A 19,782-nucleotide genomic window follows, 5' to 3' on the forward strand; every position below is an offset into this window, starting at 1 on the left:
CGCATGCTCACCCGTGCCCTGATCGTCGTACTGGCCATTCTCAATCTCGGCGTCGCCTGCTGGTGGCTGCTGCGCGATGCGCCGCAGAAGCCTGCGCCTGCGCCGCAACCGGCTGGCGTCGCCGAGCTGCGCTGGGTGCCCGGTGGCGTGGATGCCAATGCCGCAGCCGAGGCCACCGCCGCCGCCCCGACTGCACCGCTGATGGAGCGCGAACCGGCGGCGAAGACCGCGGTGGCTGCGACACCCGCGCCGGCCGTGCCGGCCAAGCCGGAATCTGCCAAGCCGCAGGTGGCTGAGGCTGCGCCGGTTGCTGACGCTGCCAAGCCGGGAACACCGCCTGCACCCGTTCCGGCAGCGGAAAAGCCCGTAACCCCGCCCGCGGCCGCCGAGCCGCCGCGCTGCGTCGCGCTGGGCCCGTTCGCCGACCGCGCCGCCGCGACCAGTGCACAGGGCAAGGCCGGTACGCTGCTCAGCCAGGTGCGCCTGCGCGAACAGCCCGCTGCCAGCGGCAGTGCCCGCTACCGGGTGATGCTGCCGGCCGCCGCCAACCGTGACGAAGCCCAGGCCACCGTGAAGCGCATCGTCGCCGCCGGCCTGAGCGACTACTACATCATCAGCCAGGGCGAGGAGGCCAACGCCGTGGCGCTGGGCCAGTACCGCAACCGCGAAGGCGCCGAACGGCGCATGGCGGCGGTGCAGGCCGCCGGCTTCCAGCCGCGCCTGGTCGCCAGCGGCGACACCGGCCAATGGTGGCTGGAAGGGCAGCTGGCGGCAGGCACGCAGCCGGCCCAGGCCCAGCAGCGCAGCGGCGCAGCCCAGAGCCGGTCGCTGGAATGCACGCGGTTGCGCTAGAATCCCCTGACCGCGGCGCTGCCGCCGGTGCACCAACCATGCCGCTTTAGCTCAGTTGGTAGAGCAACTGTCTTGTAAACAGTAGGTCATCCGTTCGATTCGGATAAGCGGCACCACCCCAAAGATTCAGCGCCTCTTTGCGCTGCTCCAGGTACCTGCCCGGTGGTTCGAAGGGCGGCAGAGCTGTTTTCTCGACAGCCTCACCTTGAAAACGATGGCCCGTCCTGCGCATGAACCTGCTGCGCCGGCTGCTGTTCAAGATTTGCGGCCAACGCTTCAGCGCGATGAAGGGACTCTGCTTCAGGCACGCGAAGCGCGTCCATCGTACTCATGGTTCCACGGCGTTGGGCAGGATCGTCCATCGCCCCCTCGACGATGAATACTTTCTCGCCACGTGCAAGGGACTCCGTCGGGTTGTTCAATACAACGTGGTCAACTCTTGAAAACCCTTGCTCCTTCGCGAGCACCAACAGACTCGCGGACATGCGCTGGCTCGACTCATCCCACTGCTTCCCGCTCTCGGCGTCCAAGCGTTCCACACCCGCTCTTATCTGCATGTAGAGAGAGCGGTCAGCGTCGCCGAGTTCAGCTACTGAGGAAGCTGTTCGCTGCACTGAGAGTGAGTCGTCGGCGACCACGGCGACTCTTTCCCCAGCCGAAGTGCGCTCGGCGTCAAATTCTGGCTCGGGCCTACGTCGACGCTGCGTGGGTGCTATGTGCTGATCGTAGTGCGCGCCATAGTAAAGCTCGTATGTCGCATGAGGACCAACAGAAGGAGTCTCCGTTTTGAACACCTCAGCGATCTGTCCAAGTGCCTGGTTTCGATTGATCCGCCCGGCCTGGAGTTCAACGGCAATGGCTCCATACTGTTGCGGTCGATTACCCGTACCCGACACGCCAATGTCCGGTCCACCGGCCGCAATGAGTTCACGCTGGACCTGGACATTACTGAGCGTCGCAGCGGCTTCTCCGCGTAGCAGGGTGTTTACATAGGTTTGCTTGGACGTCGGATCGGGACGTTCGGTGAAGAGATGGTGCCCCACCTCGTGTGAAAGAGAGCGCGCGATTCTGGAGCCTTGTCCAACCGCGTTCTCGTCAATAACGATCTTCTCACCGGGAACAAGATAGGTGCCCCTACCGGCTTGTCCCCAGACAACCTCCAGATCGTCGCGCTCGGCCTGTGCGAGACCCGCCCGAAGTGTTGGGGATTTCGCTAGAAGCGGCGCCAGCGAGGGGTCAGCTAACGGGGAGTCCGGCCGACGTTCGGGTCCTGGGCGAGGCCCCCCCTGCGGCTGCGGCAGTACAGAGTCTTCAGTACGTTCCATGTTGGAGCTCCTGCCCTGGGGGTCAACGCTGACTGATCAATACGTGGGTCAATGTCGCATTGTCAGGGGCCAGAGTGAGTACAACCTCAGCACCGTTCACTGGCGCGGTCCAGTAAGGGCGTGAGTCAGGGGCATCAGGCCGAGGTGGATATTGCGCGGTTCCCTCCCAGATGACTTCTTTGAGCGCGACGCTCGGTGGCGCGACATCGAAGGTCAGCTTCGCCTGCGCAGGATTATCGACAGCACTTCTCAGTGAGATGTTCCGAACTTCAAGGCCGCCCAACATTCCACGTTCTGCGGTTCGCTCGTCTCTCAGGCCCTGCCGGGTCGGTTTTCCAAAATGCGTGTGAAGCTGTTCGTTCAACGCATCGATATCGCCAAAACGCACATTGGACAATCGCTCGATGCTGTTCTTGAATCGCTCCATACCAGCTTCACTCCCTGATTTGATGGCCTGTCTTTGATTCACATGATCTGATGGGGGCGGCGGCGCGGCGCTCGTACATGCTGCCAGCACAAGCGCCGGAACAGCGATCGCGAGGCGACGACGCACTGCTATCCAGAGGTGGCGCCGAAGTTCACGTTCTGATGAAGAAGCGCATTTCTCGACCCATGCATCCATGAAAGCGTCTCTCGTGCCAATGTCACGCTCTTGAATCTAGCACAGCATCTTTTGACTGCGGATTGGTCCGTGATCCGTGCCTTGGGTGTGCGATTGCACGCCAGCGCAGCATAAGCACATGCGCCGATCATGATGCGTCGGCGCGGCGCCGGTCGCAAAGGCGATGGAACGAAGATGAAGAAACCGCCATTCGCTGGTTTTCTCGTCCCAACCCGGTGAGTCAACTCACTGTATGGCGCGGGCAGATCCTTCGATCAATGCCGCACATACACTGCGACCGCAGCAGCCTCAGCTACGCACCTGCAACGCCACATACTCCGCCAGTCCCCGGCAGGCCAGCATCAGTCCTTCGCGCGTGCCGTCGCCGATGTCGTCTTTCTTTTCCCCGTCCACGCGCACGCGCTCGGCGGCGTGGTACAGCTCCAACAGCGACACCAAACCCACCGCAGCGCGATCCCGGCGTGCGGCGGCCACGGCCTGGCCGGGTGTGCTGGCGGGCCCCGTCCACGGCTGTCCATCGGCGGCATCACCGGCGCGGATGCGCTGCAGGCAGCTGGGCAGGTTGATGGACGCAGGCGCTTCGTTCGCAGCGGCGAAAGCGGCTTCCAATGGCTGCGCCAGTTCGGGCGGCAGGCGCAGGGCGGCCTCGCCCAGGGTGGCGGTCAGGTATGGGTGGTTGGTTCTGGACATGCGGGCATCCTCGTCAGGAACAGAGGTGCCGCCACGATAGGGTGGCGGGCGATGCGTGGCTTCCAAGACCGGAGATCGATGAGCCGGCGGGCACAGGGCCCCCACGCACCGCCCGCCGTCGATCGGCGAACGGATTGCCAGCCGGCGCCGCACCTGGAAGGACGACGCCGGCTGGCAAGCGTATACAGCTTCAATCAAACGGGCTTGGAAGACCCGGCCACCTCTGCAGGTGGCGATTCATCATGCGCAGGCGAAATCCCCGTCTGCCAGTCGATTGTTTCGATGGCATCGGGAGATCTGAAAGGAAAAATGAATTATCGCGATTGGCCTGTTTCGAGCAGTGCAATGCCAGAAGCGACAGTTCGCGCAGTGCCGCGAACCACGATACATCCGGCTGTGCCATTGCTGTCGCACGGCCCATCGCGGCCCACGACGTAAAGCTGGCTTAACCGCCCCGGCAGGGCTCCAGGAACACCCTATCAGACCTGAATCCCCACGCGCGCCGCCGGGTTCTTGATATTCCTCACGGACAGGCCGCAGCGCCCCACCGCATACTGCCGCCACACGCCCACCCTGGGCCCCTTCGGGATCTGCACATGCGTCGCCATGCCCTGTCGCTCACCGTCGCACTGGTGTCCACCGCTTTCGTGGCCCCGGCCATGGCCGCCGTGCCGTTCTTCAACGCCAGCTGCCCGGGCGGTATCGATGTGCACGCCGACGAAGGCGGCCCCGTCTACGTGCAGGGCCGCGAGGCGGCGCTGAAACGCTTCAACGACCGCTACTTCGAAGCGCGCGATGCCAACAGTGGTATCACGTTGTCGATCAGCCGCAGCGATGACGGCACGCCGCAGATCAGCTACACCGGCCGTGGCGGCGCCAATGGCATTTGCCAGGTCAGTAGCAGTGGTGCACCTGCGCCTGCCGCAAACAGCGTTCGCCCTCGCGACGCTGCCGCCGGGGATGCCGCGCTACCCCGCGAAGTCACCTGCGAATCCACCGGCCAGCAGCAGGTGTCGTGCGATCTGAATACCCGCGGCAATGTGGAAATCGTGCGCCAGCTCAGCCGCACCCGATGCGAGGAAGGCAAGAACTGGGGCCTGTCCCGGCACTCGGTGTGGGTCAATGGCGGCTGCCGCGCGGTGTTCCGCAATGTGTCTTCGGTGACCACCCCGGCGCCGGCAGGCGATACCGCGTTGGGCGCCTGCAACATGCGCAAGGGCGCTCAGGGCGCGCTGGTCACCCAGATGCCGGTGGGCAGCGATTACCAGGAACTGATCATCGATTATCCCGATGGCCGTTTCCTGTGCATGATGCGCAACAACGGTCAGGTGCAGAGCCTGACGCCGGTTCGCCGCCGCGGCGGTTGAGGCGCGGCGGCGGCGTGTCTAAGGGGGCAGCGCGGTGCGCGTTGCCCCCGTTCCGCTACTGCTGGTTCACCGGGTCATTTCCCTTCTTGTAGGTGTAGCCAGTTACGTTCCAGCCGCCTCCATGGCCGGAAGAGGGTTCCACCCAGGTGAATTCCCACGTCTGGATGGAACCGTCGGGAAGCAGGTTTTCCACCCGGTAGATCTCACCGGGAATGCCCTGGTCCGGCAGTTTTCCAGGTATCGATTCATCCGAGCGTGCAGACGCGCGGCCTACGGAGACTGCCTGTCGTTCCACCTGTACGTTGCCGTAGCCCTGGGGAGCGAACGACGGCTTTACCCGCTGCGCCACCCAGTCGAGTACCTGGCGTGCGCCTGCCGTCTGCATGGGATACGCGTCGGTGGTCACCGTATGCGTGATGCGTTGCGAGGGTGCACTGGCAGCGGCGGGAAACAGTCCGCCCAGGGCAATTGCCAGTACCGCAAGTCCATTGAGTACATGTTTCATGCGCGTGGTGCTCCATGATTGAGGAAGTGAGGCGGCACCTTCAGGGTGCCTGCGCAGCGTGGACACAACAACAGCCTTGCGTAAGAGGCGAAACCGACCGGGATGTGAGGTGGATCGCGGAAGGTCCAATTCCTGACGACCCAGCGCTGGAATGCCTGACCGGATACGGCTGCCAGGCCGCGGCGATCTGACCCATGCCCTGCTGCACCGCCGCGAGTGGTGTCACACAGCTCTGGCTAGACTGTGCTTCTTTTTCCGCACCGCAGGAGGCACCCATGGCCCATCCCATTTCCGTATCCCTGATTGGCGTTCCCACCGATGTCGGTGCGGGCCATCGCGGTGCACGGCTGGGGCCGGAGGCGCTGCGCGTGGCGGGCCTGCCGGAGGCGCTGGAAGCGCGCGGCGTGGACGTGCGCGACGTGGGCAACCTGGATGGCCCGCGCAACCCGTGGACTGCGCCGGTGGAGGGCTACCGCCACCTGGATGAGGTGGTGGCCTGGAACCGCGCACTGATGGAAGCCAGCTACGCCGAGCTGCAGGCCGGGCGCATGCCGATCATGCTCGGTGGCGACCATTGCCTGGGCATCGGTTCGATCACCGCCGTCGCGCGCTGGTGCCGCGAGCAGGGGAAGAATCTGCGCGTGCTGTGGCTGGACGCGCATTCGGACTTCAACACCAGCGATGTCACGCCGTCGGGCAACATCCACGGCATGCCGGTGGCCTGCCTGTGCGGCCTCGGCCCGGACGCGCTGACCCGTCTGGGCGGCAGCGCACCGGCGATCACCCCGGCGCAGATGCACCAGATCGGCATCCGCTCGGTGGACCCGGAAGAGAAGCGCCTGATCAAGACCCACAAGGTGGATGTCTATGACATGCGCTACATCGACGAGAACGGCATGAAGCGTGCCGTGGAAGCGGCGCTGGCCGGCATTGATGAGAACACCCACCTGCACGTCAGCTTCGATGTGGATTTCCTCGACCCCAGCATCGCGCCGGGCGTGGGCACCACGGTGCCGGGCGGGGTGAACTACCGCGAGGCGCAGTTGGTGATGGAAATGATCGCCGACACCGGGCGCATGGGTTCGTTGGACATCGTCGAGCTCAACCCCTTGCTGGACAAGCAGAATGCCACCGCCGAACTGGCCGTGGACCTGGTGGAAAGCCTGTTCGGCAAGTCCACCCTGATGCGCGACTGACCGCCCCCTGCTGAACGGATCGCCGAACCGTTCACGCCCGCTCCACGCCCCTGCCGCCAGATTGCACTTCACGCGGCGGCAGTGGGCATTGGTGCCCTCCCGCCGAGCGAAAGAATCCCATCCGCGAATGAAGCGGTATAGCGGCGAACCCAAGGAGAAGCCCATGAAGCGCGTAGTTGCCCTGATGCTGTTGTCGATGTTCTCGGTGGCCCTGCTGGCCGGTTGCAACACCGTGGCCGGTGCCGGCAAGGACGTGCAGAAGGCCGGTGAAAAGGTTGAGGATGCCGCCAAGGGCCGTTGAGCCTGAAGTGGAACGGAAAGCAAAAAGGCCGGGGGGATCTCCCCGGCCTTTTTGCTTGCGCGTTTCTCTGCAGCGTACGTGTCGAAGCGTAGTGAACCATTCAAGCAGGTGAGCGTGCATTTCATTGCCGGTTGACCGGTACTCAACAACGACTGCGCGAAGCTGGAGCCACGGTAAGAACGCCGTTGCAACCAAGGACTCCCAGCAATGAACAAAGACATCATTTCCGGCAAGTGGTCGCAGCTGAAGGGCAAGGCCCAGGCCAAGTGGGGCGATCTGACCAACGACGACTTCGATGTGGCCGAAGGCAATGCCGAGTATCTGGCCGGCCGCCTGCAGGAACGTTATGGCTGGGCCAAGGACCGCGCGGAGAAGGAAGTGCGTGAGTTCCAGGACGCGGTGAGCAAGGACTACCCGGACTACAAGTAAGCGCTTCGGTTTCCCCCGCATCATGACGCCCGCACCGTGAGGTTGCGGGCGTCGTGTTGTCTGCGCGGGACGATCAGCGGGCCGGAGGGTCCGGCACGTAGCGGTTGGGGAACGCCTGCGGTTCGCGCGGCAGGCGCGAGGGCGCATCGACCAGGATGCCGCGCGCACGCAGGTTGCGGGCACTGTCGTAGCGCAGCTGCAATACCTGTGCAGGGCTGCGGCTGGCACGTTCGAAGTCGGTGTCGCGTACCGAGGATTGCTCGCGTGCGCCATGGCCGGTACCCAGCGCCGGGGCCTGCGACTTGCTGGCGTAACCCTCGATGCGGCTGGCACTGGCGTCGGCCGCCGCTTCGGCCTGTGCGGCTGGAGCCGGCGGCGGCAGGCCACGGCGCAGGATCGGCTCGGGGCGCCAGCGACGCGCTTCCTCGAACACGGCCACGCCGACCACACCGATGTTGTCCGGGCGGCCGGTGCGGCTGGCATAGCTGCCGCTGGGGCTGCTGAACACGAACTGCGCCACTTCGTCCTGGCTCTTGCGCCAGCCGGTGATGTCGGCGCGCTGGCCGGGATTGAGCACGTAGCCGGTCTGCGAGGGATCGGCATCCTCGCCGGAGATGGCGTTGACGCCGTCCACCGACAGCACTACCAGTACCCGGCGAGGGCTGTCGTTGTACAGGCGCACGGCGTAGCGGTGGCCGCGCTCGCCGGCCACCCAGCGCTGGCCGTCGGCAGGGTAGCTGCGCAGTTCGGTGCCGCGGTCGCGGTCGACCAGGGCCATGCGCACGGGGCCGCCGTCGTACACCGGCGGCGGCAGGGGAGCCGGGCGGAAACCGGCCAGGGGCAGGATCAGCAGCAGGGGCAGCAGGCGTTTCATCGGGCGTCTCCAGCGGGGTTGCGTGAATGAACGCGCCGCAGGCCCTGACGGGGTTGGTGGCGTGCAAGGTAAACTGGCCCCGTTCATCGAAGGTTACCCCACGCAGTCATGACGACCCGAGTCCTTACTGGCATCACCCCCTCCGGCACGCCCCACCTGGGCAACTACGTTGGCGCCATCCGTCCGGCGATCGCGGCCAGCCGCGCGCCGGGGATCGAGAGCTTCTTCTTCCTGGCCGACCTGCACAGCCTGATCAAGTCGCAGGACCCGCAGCGCACCCAGCGCGCGACCCTGGAGATCGCGGCCAGCTGGCTGGCCTGCGGCCTGGACCCGGAACACGTGTGGTTCTACCGCCAGAGCGACATCCGCGAGACCACCGAGCTGATGTGGTTCCTGACCGCCATCGCCAGCAAGGGCATCCTCAACCGCGCGCACGCCTACAAGGCGGCAGTGGACAAGAACCGCGAGGAAGGCGTGGACGAGGACGCAGGCGTCAGCGCCGGTCTGTTCATGTACCCGGTGCTGATGGCCGCCGACATCCTGATCTTCAAGGCCAACCAGGTACCGGTGGGCCGTGACCAGATCCAGCACATCGAGATGGCGCGCGATTTCGCCCAGCGCTTCAACCACGTGTACGGCAAGGAGTACTTCCCGCTGCCGGACGTGGTGATCGATGAGCAGGTGGCAACGCTGGCGGGCCTGGATGGCCGCAAGATGAGCAAGAGCTACCACAACACCATTCCGCTGTTCGTGCCGCGCGAGGAGCTGAAGAAGCTGGTGTTCTCGATCCTGACCGACTCGCGCGCGCCGGGTGAGCCGAAGGACACCGAAGGCTCGGCGCTGTTCCAGATGTACCAGGCGTTCGCCACGCCGGAACAGACCGCGGAATTCGCCAGGGCCTTCGCCGCCGGCATCAGTTGGGGCGACGCCAAGCAGCAGCTGTTCGAGCGTATCGACAGCGAGCTGTCGCCGCTGCGCGAGCGCTACAACGCGCTGATGGCCGAGCCGGAGAAGATCGAAGCGCTGCTCAAGCGCCGTGGCCAGCAGCTGCGCGAGCAGCTGGCGGCACCGCTGCTGGACGAGCTGCGCCATGCGGTGGGCCTGCGTGACCTGTCCGGTGCCGGTGACATCGCCAGCGAAGATGCCGGCGTGGCCCGCGTGGCGCCGCCGCAGTTCAAGCAGTACCGCGAAAAGGACGGCCGCTTCTACTTCAAGCTGACCGCCGGTGACGGCACGCTGCTGATCCAGAGCGAAGGCTTCGATTCGCCACGCGATGCCGGCCAGTTGATTGCGGTGATCAAGCAGGCCGAGCAGGGCGACCAGTTGCAGAGCGAGCTGTTCAAGCTGGAAACCGAGGTGGACGCCGTGCTGGCCGCCCTGGCTGCGTTGCGCGAAGCGGCCTGATCGCCGGGCCTGCCTGCCCTTTGTAGAGTCGAGCCATGCTCGACCCGGCTCCGCCTCTGTAGAGCCGAGCCCACGCTCGGCTGCTTTGCTACCCAGCCGAGCATGGGCTCGGCTCTACAGGGAAGACCCCCGCCGGCACGACCGTGGCACAGCACCCATGGCATGATGTCCGCGCGCCTCTGGCGCGATGACATGGAGTCTGCGATGGCCTGGTTGTCGCTGCTGCTGTTCCTGCCCTGGTTCCTGCTGCTGGGCAGCCTGTACTGGCTGTTTCCGCGCCAGCCGCGCAGCGCGCGGCGGCGCCTGTTCGATGGCACCACCCTGGTCGTGGCGTTCGCGCTGAGCATCGTGTCGATGCTGTGGGGCTACCGCATTGGCGTGGTGCAGCCCGGCGCCGGCCCGATCTGGCCGCAGGTGCTGGCGGTGCTGTATGCCTATGGCGCGTTCCTGGCGGTGCTGGTGCTGGCGTTGCTGCTGCGGCCGCGGTTCGGATTGCGCTCTGGCTGATCGGTAGTGCCGGCCGCTGGCCGGCACTACCCGACCAAAGCCGCATCGAACCCGGACCGCCTGCGCGCCTACCATGGGCGTCTGTTTCCGAGACTGCCAGGTGCGTGCCGATGACCGCCGATCCCAGCATCCACACCATCGATACCGGCTTCCAGCGCCCGGACTTCGACGCGGCCTACCTGATCGTTGAAAACGGCCGCGCGGCCTTCGTCGACTGCGGCACCGGCCTGTCTGTGCCGGCGATGCTGCAGGCGCTGGTGGACGCTGGCCTGGGCGTGGATGCCGTGGACTGGCTGCTGCTCACGCACGTGCACCTGGACCACGCCGGCGGCGCCGGACTGCTGATGCAGCAGCTGCCCAACGCAAAGGCGGTGCTGCATCCGCGCGGTGCGCCGCACATGATCGACCCGACCCGGCTGATTGCGGGTGCGACGGCGGTGTACGGCGCCGAGGAGATCGCGCGCAGCTACGGCCGCATCGAGCCGATTCCCGAACACCGCGTGGTGGTGGCCGAAGACGGCCACCGCATCGATCTCGCTGGCCGCGAACTGGTGCTGCTGCACACGCCGGGCCACGCACTGCACCATTATTGCGTGTGGGATGCGCGCAGCCGCAGCTGGTTCACTGGCGATACGTTCGGCATCTCCTACCGCGAGCTGGACAGCGCGCAGGGCGCTTTCATCTTCCCGACTTCCTCGCCGGTGCAGTTCGACCCGGAGGCGATGAAGGCCTCGATCCGACGCATGCTGGGCTACGCCCCGCAGGCGATGTACCTGACCCACTATGGGCGCGTGCAGCAGGTGGAAAAACTGGCTGCGGACCTGTTCGAGCAGATCGATGCGATGGCCGCGATCGGCCGCCAGTGCGATGGCCGCCCGGACCGCCACCGCTGCCTGCTGGCGGCACTGCAGGCGCTGTACCTGGAACGGGCGCAGCAGCATGGTTGTGCGCTGGACGATGCGGCGGTGATTGCCGTGCTGGCGATGGACATCGAACTCAACGCACAGGGCCTGGCCTGCTGGCTGGACCGCATCAGCAGGTAGAGTCACGCCCTGCGTGGATGACGTGGGCCCAGGCTGCGCCGTGATGTCACGACCACGTTACACTCTGGTGACTTCCAAGCTAGCCGTGGTACTGCCGTGAATCCGATGCGCGTGTTGCTGCTGTCGTCCTGCCTGTTTGTCGGTGGCCTGGCCCATGCGGCCAACGACCTGCCGGGTGGCGGCATCGATCCGCAGGCACTGTCGCGGCATGTGCGTGTGCTGGCGTCGGATGAGTTCGAGGGCCGCGCACCGGCGACCGAGGGCGAAGAGCGCACGGTGCAGTACCTGATCGAGCAGTTCCGCAGCTATGGCCTGCAGCCGGGCGGCGTGGACGGCAGCTGGGTGCAGCCAGTGCCGCTGGTGCGCGCGCAGCTGGAGGGTGAGGCCAAGGCCAGCCTGTCGCTGAAGCAGGGCAAGCGTGCGCTGGCCAATGGCGTGGACGTGACCCTGCAGAGCCTGCAGCCGCGCAAGCGCGTGCAGATCAAGGATGCACCGTTGGTGTTCGTCGGCTACGGCATCGACGCACCGGAACGCCACTGGAACGACTACAAGGACGTGGACCTGCACGGCAAGATCGCCGTGGTGCTGATCAACGACGCCGACTTCGAGGCCGACGCGCCGGGCGCGTTCGATGGCAAGGCGGTGACCTACTACGGCCGGTGGACCTACAAGTTCGAGGAAGCCGCACGCCGGGGTGCCGAAGGCGTGCTGATCGTGCACGAGACCGCGCCGGCCGCGTATGGCTGGGCCACGGTAAAGAGCTCGGGCACTTCGCCGCTGTTCGACATCGAGCGCGGCCACGCCGAAGCGATGGCGCAGCACACCCCGCTGCGCGGCTGGATGCAGCGCGAGCTGGCCGAGGCGATCTTCGCCGACGCCGGCCTCGACTTCGATGCGGAGAAGCGCAAGGCGATGCGTGCCGACTTCCGCCCGGTGGCACTGGACAACGCGAAACTGAGCGTGGATTTCGCGCTCAAGCGCGAGCAGGTGGTGACCCGCAACGTGGTCGCCAAGCTGCCCGGTGGTGAACATGCTGACGAGGCCGTGATCTTCTCCGCGCACTGGGATGCGTTCGGCATCGGTCAGCCCGACGCCAAGGGGGACCGCATCCGCCGCGGTGCGATCGACAACGCCACCGGCGTGGCCACGGTGCTGGAGCTGGGTCGGGTGTTCGCTGCCGGCCCGCAGCCACAGCGCACGCTGTACTTCGTGGCGCTGACCGCTGAAGAGAAGGGCCTGCTGGGGGCCAGCTACTATGCTGCGCACCCGCTGGCGCCGCTGGACAAGACCGCTGCGGTGCTGAACATCGAGATGTTCAGCCCGGATGGCCCGACCCGCGACATTGCTTCATGGGGTAAGGGCCGGGTGTCGTTGGAAGGCGATCTGGAGCGCGTGGCCAAGGCCCGTGGCCGCAGCTACAGTCCGGACCCGAACCTGGAAGCCGGCTTCTTCTACCGTGCCGATCATTTTGCCTTCGCCCGCCTGGGCGTGCCGGCGATCACCATCGGCCCGGGCCTGGACAAGCTGGACGGTGGCGTTGAAGGCGGCCGCGCGCTGCGCGAAAAGTACTTCGCCGACTGCTACCACCAGGCCTGTGATGCCTGGACGCCGAGCTGGGACCCGAGCGGCCACGCTGCCGACACGCTGCTGGTCTACGACCTGGGTGCCGAGCTGGCCAACAGCCGCCGCTGGCCGACGTGGGAAAAGGAATCGGAGTTCCGCGGCGCGCGCGACAAGAGCGAAGCGGCCCGCCGCTGAGGTAGTGCCGGCCGCTGGCCGGCAACTCCCTGCTCTTTCCGGAGGTTCATGAGGTTGCCGGCCAGCGGCCGGCACTACCAAAGGAATGTTGAGTTGCCGGCCAGCGGCCGGCACGACCGGGTGTTCGTCAGCGCCGGCGCAGCAGCTTCCACGCGCCCCAGCCGCCGGCGACGAGCGCTGCCAGATAGCACGCCACCATCGTGCGCAGGCCAACCAGGGGTGCCGGACTGACACCGCGATGCAGCCGCAGGTGCAGCGAGCTGTGGCCGCTGCCCAGGTCCATCGCCAGCTGCAGCGCCAGCGCGGCGCAGAACACCAGCAGGGCGACCCCGAACCCCGTGCGCGGCCACGTGGCCTGCGCGTTGGGGCGGCGCAGCACCCAGGCCAATGCCGTGGCTGCGGCCAGCGTCACCGCGATCCACATCAGCGCGGTGGCGGGAGACGTAGCGGCCACCGGCATTGCACCAGTGGCCGCGATCACGGCAACGCGCTTACTTGCGGGTGCCGTCGAGCCAGTTCGGGCCCTTGTTGGTAAGGAAGAACACATAGACCACCAACGATACCGCGATCGTGGCGGTCACGTAGATGGCGAACCAGTCGACGTGGCCGGTCTTCAGCGCGCCCTGGTACAGCAGCGGGGCGGTGCCGCCGAACAGCGAGTTGGCCAGCGCATAGCCCAGGCCCACGCCCAGTGCACGCACGTGGGTGGGGAACAGCTCGGCCTTCACCACCGCGTTGATCGAGGTGTAGCCGGTGAGGATGACGAACGCCAGCGCCAGGGTCAGGAAGGCCAGGGTGGCGTCATGCTGGTGCGGCAGCTGGGTGATCAGGTACCAGCTGTACAGCACGCCGCCGACGCCGAAGAACACCAGCAGGGTCTTGCGGCCGATGATGTCCGACAGCCAGCCGCCGACCGGTTGCAGCACCATCAGGAAGGCCAGCACGCCCAGGTTGATCAGGGTGCCGGTCATCGGGTCGTTGCCGGCGAAGGCGCTCTGGATCATCTTCGGGCCGTTCACCGAGTAGGTGTAGAAGGCCACGGTGCCGCCAGCGGTGATCAGGAAGCACAGCAGCAGCGGCCGCCACTGGTGCACGAACAACTCATACATCGAACCGGACTTCTTTGCCTTGCCCTCGCGCGCGGCCTCGATCGACGACTCCGACAGCGATTCGTCCATGCCCCGGCGCAGCCAGAACACCACCACCGCAGCGATGCCACCGATACCGAAGGCGATGCGCCAGCCCCACTCGGAGATCTCCGGCTTGCCCCAGAAGGTCAGCATCAGCAGCAGGGTCAGCTGGGCCAGCACGTGGCCGCCGACCAGGGTGACGTAGTGGAACGAGGACAGGAAGCCGCGACGGCCCGGAATGGCGGCCTCGGACATGTAAGTGGCGCTGGCACCATACTCGCCGCCAGTGGCGAAGCCCTGCAGCAGGCGTGCGAACAACAGGATCACGGCGGCCCAGATGCCGATGCTGGCGGCGGTGGGGGTGATGGCGATGAGGAACGAGCACAGCGCCATCAACGTGACCGAGACGGTCAGCGCCAGGCGGCGGCCGTGGCGGTCGGCGAAGCGGCCGAAGAACCAGGCGCCGATCGGGCGCATCAGGAAGGTCGCCGCGAAGATCGCCCACACGTACAGGGTGGAGTTCTTGTCGTCCGGCGAGAAGAACTGCGATTCGAAGTACACGGCAAACACCGAGTACACGTAGACGTCATACCACTCCACCAGGTTGCCGGCGGAGCCTTTGAGGGTGTTGGAGATCGACCGCCGCAAAGCGGCACGGTCGTTCGCGGGGACAACAGGTTGGGACGTGGTGCTCATCTGGGTGGAAATCCTCGATGCGGCGCGTCCGTGCGCAGGGAAAACGGCGTCCGGCCTTGGGGCGGCGCGGCCGGGCAGCCCTCTTGGTACTGCATCGGCCGTCAATACGGGGTAGCAGACCAGAGCAGGGTGCATGGATGGATGACAGCGTGCCACCGTATGGGGTCCCGGACCATACTCAAAACGTCCTAGAATCCGCCTTCCCCCGGCTCCCTGGTGTGTCATGTCGGCTCCCCCCTCTTCGTCTGCGGCTGCCCCCCGGGGTGGCCTTGTCGCGCTGGCACTGCTGCTGGTCTACGTGGTCTGGGGCTCGACCTATCTGGGCATCGCCAAGGCCCTGCACGGCGGCGCACTGCCGCTGACGATGGTCTCCGGCAGCCGCTTCATCATTGCCGGCGGCCTGATGTTCCTGGCCTTGCGCCTGTTCTGGAAGCTGCCGAACCCGACGCTGCGGCAGTGGCGCAACCTGGTCATCATGGGCGTGACCATGCTGGTGCTGGGCAACGGCATGGTGGTGCTGGCCGAGCGCGAGGTGTCCTCCGGCCTGGCCGCCACGGCGGTGGCCTCGGTGCCGCTGTGGATGGCGCTGTTCTCGGCGCTGCGCGGGCAACATGCCAGCCGTGGTGAGTGGCTGGGCATCGCCATCGGCTTCCTCGGCGTGGTCTGGCTCAACGCCGGCAGCAGCCTGACCGGCTCGCCGACCGGGCTGGTGCTGCTGCTGATCGCGCCGATCGGCTGGGCGTTCGGTTCTGTGTGGGCACGCGGCCTGGACCTGCCGGGTCCGTTCATGACCGCGGCCGGGCAGATGATCTGCGGCGGCGTGCTGCTGGTGCTGATCGGCCTGGCGGTGGGCGAGCGCCCGACCACGCTGCCCGATACCGGTGGCCTGCTGGCGATGGCCTATCTGTGCGTGTTCGGCTCCATCGTCGCGTTCACTGCCTACGTATGGCTGCTGCAGAACGTGCGCCCGGCACTCGCGGGCAGCTACGCGTATGTCAATCCGGTGATCGCGGTGCTGCTGGGCGCGCTGCTCAACGGTGAGCGCTTCGGTTGGCGCGACCTGCTGGCGATGGCGGTGATTCTTCTGGGTGTGGTGGTGCTGACAATGGCAAGGACGAGAAAGAAGTGAGCATGGACGAGAAAGAACAACGCCGGGGCCTGCTGGTCACTGCATCCACCTTCGTGATCTGGGGCCTGGTGCCGGTCTATTGGCACCTGCTCAACGAGGTGCCCTCGTTCCAGATCATCGCCCACCGCATCATCTGGAGCACGGTGCTGGTGCTGGGTTGGCTGTTGATCAGTGCGCGCCTGGGCTGGTGGCGGAAGATCGCCGCGCAGCCGCGCGCGCTGCCGATCCTGCTGGTGTCGAGCCTGACCATCGCGTTCAACTGGGGCCTGTACATCTGGGCGGTCAACGCCGGTCATGTCATCGAGACCAGCCTGGGCTACTTCATCAACCCGCTGGTGAACGTGCTGCTGGGCGTGCTGGTGCTGAAGGAACGGCTGCGCCGGCTGCAGTGGGTAGCGGTGGCAATGGCGGCGGTGGGCGTGGCCTGGCTGACCATCGATGCAGGTACGCCACCGTGGATCGCGCTGGGCCTGGCCTGTTCGTTCGGCTTGTATGGCCTGCTGCGCAAGCTGGTCTCGGTCGACCCGGTGGCCGGCCTCGGCGTGGAGAGCATGTACCTGTTCCTGCCGGCGCTGGCGTTTGCGATCTGGGCCGAGAACGGCCACGGCGGTGCGTTCTTCCATGGTTGGGGCTGGCGCAACGACCTGCTGCTGATCTTCGGCGGCGCGGTCACCGCAGTACCGCTGATCGGCTTCGCCTACGGCGTGAAGCGCATTCCGCTGTCGCTGGTCGGCATCCTGCAGTACATCGCGCCGAGCCTGCAGCTGCTGCTGGGTGTGTTCTTCTTCCATGAGGCATTCGACACTGCCAAGGCGATCGGGTTTGCAGCGATCTGGGCTGGCCTGGTGCTGTTCGTCGGCGACAACATCCGCACGATGCGCGCCAAGCGCTAGCGCCGGCGGGGATCCGACCCTGCTTCCACGCAAAAAAGAACGGCGCCCCGAGGGGCGCCGTTCTGCTTCCATCCACGGCCAGGAGAGAGGGATGGCCGTGGCGGGAACGCGGTTGCAGGCTTAGAAGCGCTGCTGGTACTTCATGTACATGAAGCGGCCGATGTCGAAGCCACCGTAGTAGGTGAAGCTGCTGTTCGGCTGGCTGTACATGATCGGGCCCTGGTGGTTGAACACGTTGTTCACGCCCAGCGACACGGTGCCATCCCACGGCAGGCTGTAGCGCACCTGCAGGTCGTGGAAGGTGTTGGAGCCCACCTTGTTGGTCGGCGAGGCGCTGGTGTACGACGAGTTGAAGCCCGGCATGTTGCACTCGTCCATGTACGAGCACTTCTCCTTCATGCTGGAGTAGTAGCGCGCGGTCCAGCCGATGCCGAGGTCGCCATACTGCCAATCCAGGTTGAAGGTGGAGCGCACGCGGAAGTCGCCCGCCCAACCGGTACGCTGTTCCACCGGGGTGGTGGCGGCGCTGTCGTTGCGCTGCTCCAGATAATCGGTGTAGGTGGTGTTCCAGTTGACGGCGAACTTGCCGAACGCGGTTTCCGGCAGGCGGTAACGCACGTTGATGTCATAGCCGGCAGTTTCGCGGTAGCCCGCGTTGACCAGCGAGCGGTCCAGCGAGTTGACCTGGCCGTTGCTGCCACGGGTGAAGCGGCCACAGGCAGCATCCGAACCCTGCACGTAGCACTGTTCCAGGATGTTGGTGGCCGACTCACCGACGATGGCGTTGTCGATGCGGATCTTCCACCAGTCCAGGCTGACGTCCAGGCCCTGCACGAAGTCCGGGCTGTAGACCAGGCCCACGGTCCAGGTCTTGGCGGTTTCCGGCTTCAGGTCCGGGTTGGAACCCGAGCTGAAATCGGTGGTGGCCTGCTGGCCGGGCTTGGTGGCCACGCTGCCATCGCTGTTGAGCTGGCGGAAGTTGGCCGGCACCTTCAGCGCCTGGCAACGGGCAGCGACGGCCGGGCTGCTGGCGGCGGTGCCGAAGGAGGTATCGCACGGGTCGGTGAACGAGTCGCGACTGCTGACGGTGCCGCCATACAGGTCATCCACGGTCGGCGCACGGAAGCCGGTGCCGTAGGTGGCGCGCACCAGCAGGCTGTCGATCGGCTTCCACTTCAGGCCGAACTTGCTGTTGGTGGTGGAACCGAAGTTGTTGTAGTCCGAGTAGCGACCGGCCACGTCCAGCGACAGTTCGCGGGCGAACGGCAGGTCGGCCAGCAACGGCACCTGCAGTTCCAGGTAGGCCTCGTTGAGCGAGTAGTTGCCGCGGGTCGGCTGGCCGCTGGTGCCGGCGATCTCGCCCTTCTGCACCTTCATGTCCGGCGTGTAGCTGGCCTCCTCGCTGCGGTGCTCGAAGCCCATCGCGGCCAGGATGTCGCCGGCCGGCAGGGTGAACAGCGAACCGGAGATGTTGCCGCTGGCGACCTTGGTGGTGCTCTGCATCTTGTCGACGAAGCGGGTGAACAGGTAGTCCTGCACGTCCTGGTTGCTCAGCGAGCCCGGGCCGGTGTAACCCATCGGGGCAGCCGGGTTCCACGGCACGCAGCCGGCGATCACCGCGCCCGGCGCACCGCAACGGGCCACGTTGCCGTCCATGAAGGACGGGCCGACGGCCAGGTTGACGTGCGGCTGGTACATGCTGCCGGTACCGATGCGCTCGCCTTCGTTGCGGTTGTACATGTAGTTGATGTTCCAGTCCCAGTACCGCGAACCGGTTTCGAAGCTGCCTTCCAGGCCGATGCTGGCGCGCTTGGTTTCCAGGTTGTTCTCGGTGCCGCGCGGCAGCTCCTCGGTGCGGTGCGCGAACAGCGCATCCTGGCCCCACAGGTTGAACGCGCTGTCCTTGGACAGGGCGGCACGGCTGCCATTGCGGGCCTGCGCGGCGCTGACCGAGTACGGGTAGCCGGCCAGGTGCTTGGTCGACTCGCGCTTGCTGTACAGCGCGTCGGCGACGATGCGCAGGTTGTCGGTGATCGAGAAGCCACCGTTGGCGAACACCGAGGTGCGCTCCAGGCCGGTCAGCAGGCTCATGTTCGACTTGGTGTTGGCACCATCGGCCGGGTCCGGCGCATGGAAGTTGCCGGCCTTGCTCGGGTCGCCGCCCGGACCCACGGTCAGGTTCTTGCCACCGACGGTGACGTAGCCCCACGGCGTGTTGCCGTTGAGGCCATCGTTCGGGTGGCGCGGGCCGTTGGTGTAACGGCTGAACTCGCGGTCCTTGCCCAGCACCTCGTCTTCCTTGGTGCGCTCGGCGCCCACGCTGAACCAGCCGCGCTCGAAGGTCTTGCCGAAGGTTGCACTGTATGCGCGCTTCTGGCCGTCACCCTGGCCGTACTGGCCGACATAGACGCTGGCCTCGCCACCATCGAAATTCTTGCGGGTGATGATGTTGACCACACCGGCGATGGCATCGGAGCCGTACAGCGCGGAGGCGCCGTCGGTCAGTACTTCCACGCGCTCGACGATGGACGACGGGATCGAGGCCAGGTCGGAGTAGCCGCCGGCGCTGACGCCCATGCGGCGGCCGTCGATCAGCACCAGGCTGCGTTCCGGGCCAAGGTTGCGCAGGCTGACGTACATGCCGCCGAAATCGCGCGAAGAAGTCAGCGACGAGGCGCGGCTCATGCTCGGCGCACCGGCGGCAGGAATGTCCTGCAGGATGTCGGCGACGTTGACGTAACCCTTCTTCTCGATCTCGGCGCGGTTGAGCGCGACCACCGGCTGTGCGGTTTCGACACTGGCCTGGCGGATGCGCGAGCCGGTGATTTCGATGCGGTCGAGGTTGGTCGGGGTATCGCCGGCGCTCTGTGCGAAGGCGGGGGTGGTGCAGCTGGCGGCCAGCGCGATGACGATCGCGTTGCGCAGCGGATTGGTTTTCAGGGACATCCGTGAAATCTCGTGTTTCAGTAAAAACATGCGCCCGTTCTATGGGCGCGTGGGGTGCTGCAAACCAACGTGGGGGGCGCGATTCTAGAATGTTTCCATTCGTGACTGTTTGTCT

General features: G+C 66.1%; 19 protein-coding genes and 1 tRNA gene. 12 read left to right on the top strand and 8 right to left on the bottom strand.

The genetic code is table 11. The features are described from left to right. Nucleotides 1-3 precede the first annotated feature (3 nt). Nucleotides 4-852, top strand: coding sequence for an SPOR domain-containing protein (locus PEM_RS19815; RefSeq protein ID WP_111174937.1), 849 nt, complete (start codon nt 4-6; stop codon nt 850-852). 40 nt (nt 853-892) lie between these two features. Further along, nucleotides 893-968 (top strand) — tRNA-Thr (locus tag PEM_RS19820). Between the two features lie 84 nt (nt 969-1,052). Here the strand turns inward: PEM_RS19820 and PEM_RS19825 are convergent. The 3 genes from PEM_RS19825 to PEM_RS19830 form a co-directional block, all read right to left on the bottom strand. Further along, nucleotides 1,053-2,177, bottom strand: coding sequence for an XVIPCD domain-containing protein (locus PEM_RS19825; RefSeq protein ID WP_111128912.1), 1,125 nt, complete (start codon nt 2,175-2,177; stop codon nt 1,053-1,055). A gap of 22 nt (nt 2,178-2,199) precedes the next feature. Further along, on the bottom strand, nt 2,200-2,799 hold the full coding sequence (locus PEM_RS20390) for a hypothetical protein (protein WP_146256624.1): 600 nt from the start codon (nt 2,797-2,799) through the stop codon (nt 2,200-2,202). A 288-nt stretch (nt 2,800-3,087) separates the two neighbouring features. Further along, complete coding sequence (locus PEM_RS19830) at nt 3,088-3,489, bottom strand: hypothetical protein (RefSeq protein ID WP_111128914.1); 402 nt, start codon at nt 3,487-3,489, stop codon at nt 3,088-3,090. Nucleotides 3,490-4,085: 596 nt separating this feature from the next. On the opposite strand from PEM_RS19830, the gene PEM_RS19835 reads away from it, so the two are divergent. Then, a complete protein-coding gene (locus tag PEM_RS19835; protein WP_111128916.1) occupies nt 4,086-4,856 on the top strand; it encodes a DUF3011 domain-containing protein in 771 nt (256 codons plus the stop codon). Between the two features lie 55 nt (nt 4,857-4,911). Here PEM_RS19835 and PEM_RS19840 read toward each other — a convergent pair whose 3' ends face one another. Then, on the bottom strand, nt 4,912-5,361 hold the full coding sequence (locus PEM_RS19840) for a hypothetical protein (RefSeq protein ID WP_005420595.1): 450 nt from the start codon (nt 5,359-5,361) through the stop codon (nt 4,912-4,914). A 275-nt stretch (nt 5,362-5,636) separates the two neighbouring features. On the opposite strand from PEM_RS19840, the gene rocF reads away from it, so the two are divergent. The 3 genes from rocF (at nt 5,637) to PEM_RS19855 (ending at nt 7,287) form a co-directional block, all read left to right on the top strand. Continuing rightward, nucleotides 5,637-6,557 (top strand): arginase, encoded by a 921-nt coding sequence (rocF, locus tag PEM_RS19845; RefSeq protein ID WP_005420594.1) that lies wholly within the window; start codon nt 5,637-5,639, stop codon nt 6,555-6,557. Nucleotides 6,558-6,720: 163 nt separating this feature from the next. Then, nucleotides 6,721-6,858, top strand: coding sequence for an entericidin A/B family lipoprotein (locus tag PEM_RS19850; RefSeq protein ID WP_005407710.1), 138 nt, complete (start codon nt 6,721-6,723; stop codon nt 6,856-6,858). A gap of 207 nt (nt 6,859-7,065) precedes the next feature. Next, entirely contained in the window at nt 7,066-7,287 is a 222-nt protein-coding gene (locus PEM_RS19855; RefSeq protein WP_004153772.1) for a CsbD family protein, read from the top strand. Nucleotides 7,288-7,360: 73 nt separating this feature from the next. Here the strand turns inward: PEM_RS19855 and PEM_RS19860 are convergent, their stop codons facing one another. After that, nucleotides 7,361-8,161 (bottom strand): hypothetical protein, encoded by an 801-nt coding sequence (locus PEM_RS19860; RefSeq protein ID WP_065185634.1) that lies wholly within the window; start codon nt 8,159-8,161, stop codon nt 7,361-7,363. Between the two features lie 108 nt (nt 8,162-8,269). Here PEM_RS19860 and PEM_RS19865 point away from each other — a divergent pair, with 108 nt between their 5' ends. The 4 genes from PEM_RS19865 (at nt 8,270) to PEM_RS19880 (ending at nt 12,873) form a co-directional block, all read left to right on the top strand. Next, nucleotides 8,270-9,565 carry a tryptophan--tRNA ligase gene (locus tag PEM_RS19865; protein WP_111128918.1) on the top strand — a complete coding sequence of 432 codons (1,296 nt, stop codon included), beginning with the start codon at nt 8,270-8,272 and terminating at the stop codon, nt 9,563-9,565. A gap of 204 nt (nt 9,566-9,769) precedes the next feature. Beyond that, nucleotides 9,770-10,072 carry a hypothetical protein gene (locus tag PEM_RS19870; RefSeq protein WP_032954673.1) on the top strand — a complete coding sequence of 101 codons (303 nt, stop codon included), beginning with the start codon at nt 9,770-9,772 and terminating at the stop codon, nt 10,070-10,072. Nucleotides 10,073-10,182: 110 nt separating this feature from the next. After that, complete coding sequence (locus PEM_RS19875) at nt 10,183-11,115, top strand: MBL fold metallo-hydrolase (protein ID WP_111128921.1); 933 nt, start codon at nt 10,183-10,185, stop codon at nt 11,113-11,115. Nucleotides 11,116-11,220: 105 nt separating this feature from the next. Next, on the top strand, nt 11,221-12,873 hold the full coding sequence (locus PEM_RS19880) for a M28 family metallopeptidase (protein ID WP_053498772.1): 1,653 nt from the start codon (nt 11,221-11,223) through the stop codon (nt 12,871-12,873). 127 nt (nt 12,874-13,000) lie between these two features. On the opposite strand, the gene PEM_RS19885 is transcribed toward PEM_RS19880, so the two are convergent. Both PEM_RS19885 and PEM_RS19890 read right to left on the bottom strand, forming a co-directional pair. Continuing rightward, nucleotides 13,001-13,333, bottom strand: coding sequence for a hypothetical protein (locus tag PEM_RS19885; protein ID WP_240431628.1), 333 nt, complete (start codon nt 13,331-13,333; stop codon nt 13,001-13,003). Between the two features lie 31 nt (nt 13,334-13,364). Further along, on the bottom strand, nt 13,365-14,699 hold the full coding sequence (locus PEM_RS19890; RefSeq protein WP_005420583.1) for an MFS transporter: 1,335 nt from the start codon (nt 14,697-14,699) through the stop codon (nt 13,365-13,367). 223 nt (nt 14,700-14,922) lie between these two features. On the opposite strand from PEM_RS19890, the gene yedA reads away from it, so the two are divergent. Together yedA and rarD are read left to right on the top strand one after the other, a co-directional pair. Beyond that, nucleotides 14,923-15,828 carry a drug/metabolite exporter YedA gene (gene yedA / locus PEM_RS19895; protein WP_005420582.1) on the top strand — a complete coding sequence of 302 codons (906 nt, stop codon included), beginning with the start codon at nt 14,923-14,925 and terminating at the stop codon, nt 15,826-15,828. Beyond that, nucleotides 15,825-16,721 (top strand): EamA family transporter RarD, encoded by an 897-nt coding sequence (gene rarD, locus PEM_RS19900; RefSeq protein ID WP_065178981.1) that lies wholly within the window; start codon nt 15,825-15,827, stop codon nt 16,719-16,721. The genes yedA and rarD overlap by 4 nt, the downstream gene beginning before the upstream one ends. 120 nt (nt 16,722-16,841) lie before the next feature. Here the strand turns inward: rarD and PEM_RS19905 are convergent, their stop codons facing one another. Further along, on the bottom strand, nt 16,842-19,667 hold the full coding sequence (locus PEM_RS19905; RefSeq protein ID WP_119706161.1) for a TonB-dependent receptor: 2,826 nt from the start codon (nt 19,665-19,667) through the stop codon (nt 16,842-16,844). Nucleotides 19,668-19,782 lie beyond the last annotated feature (115 nt).

Origin of the sequence: Stenotrophomonas sp. Pemsol (assembly GCF_003586545.1) — a bacterium.
Classification (GTDB): domain Bacteria; phylum Pseudomonadota; class Gammaproteobacteria; order Xanthomonadales; family Xanthomonadaceae; genus Stenotrophomonas; species Stenotrophomonas sepilia.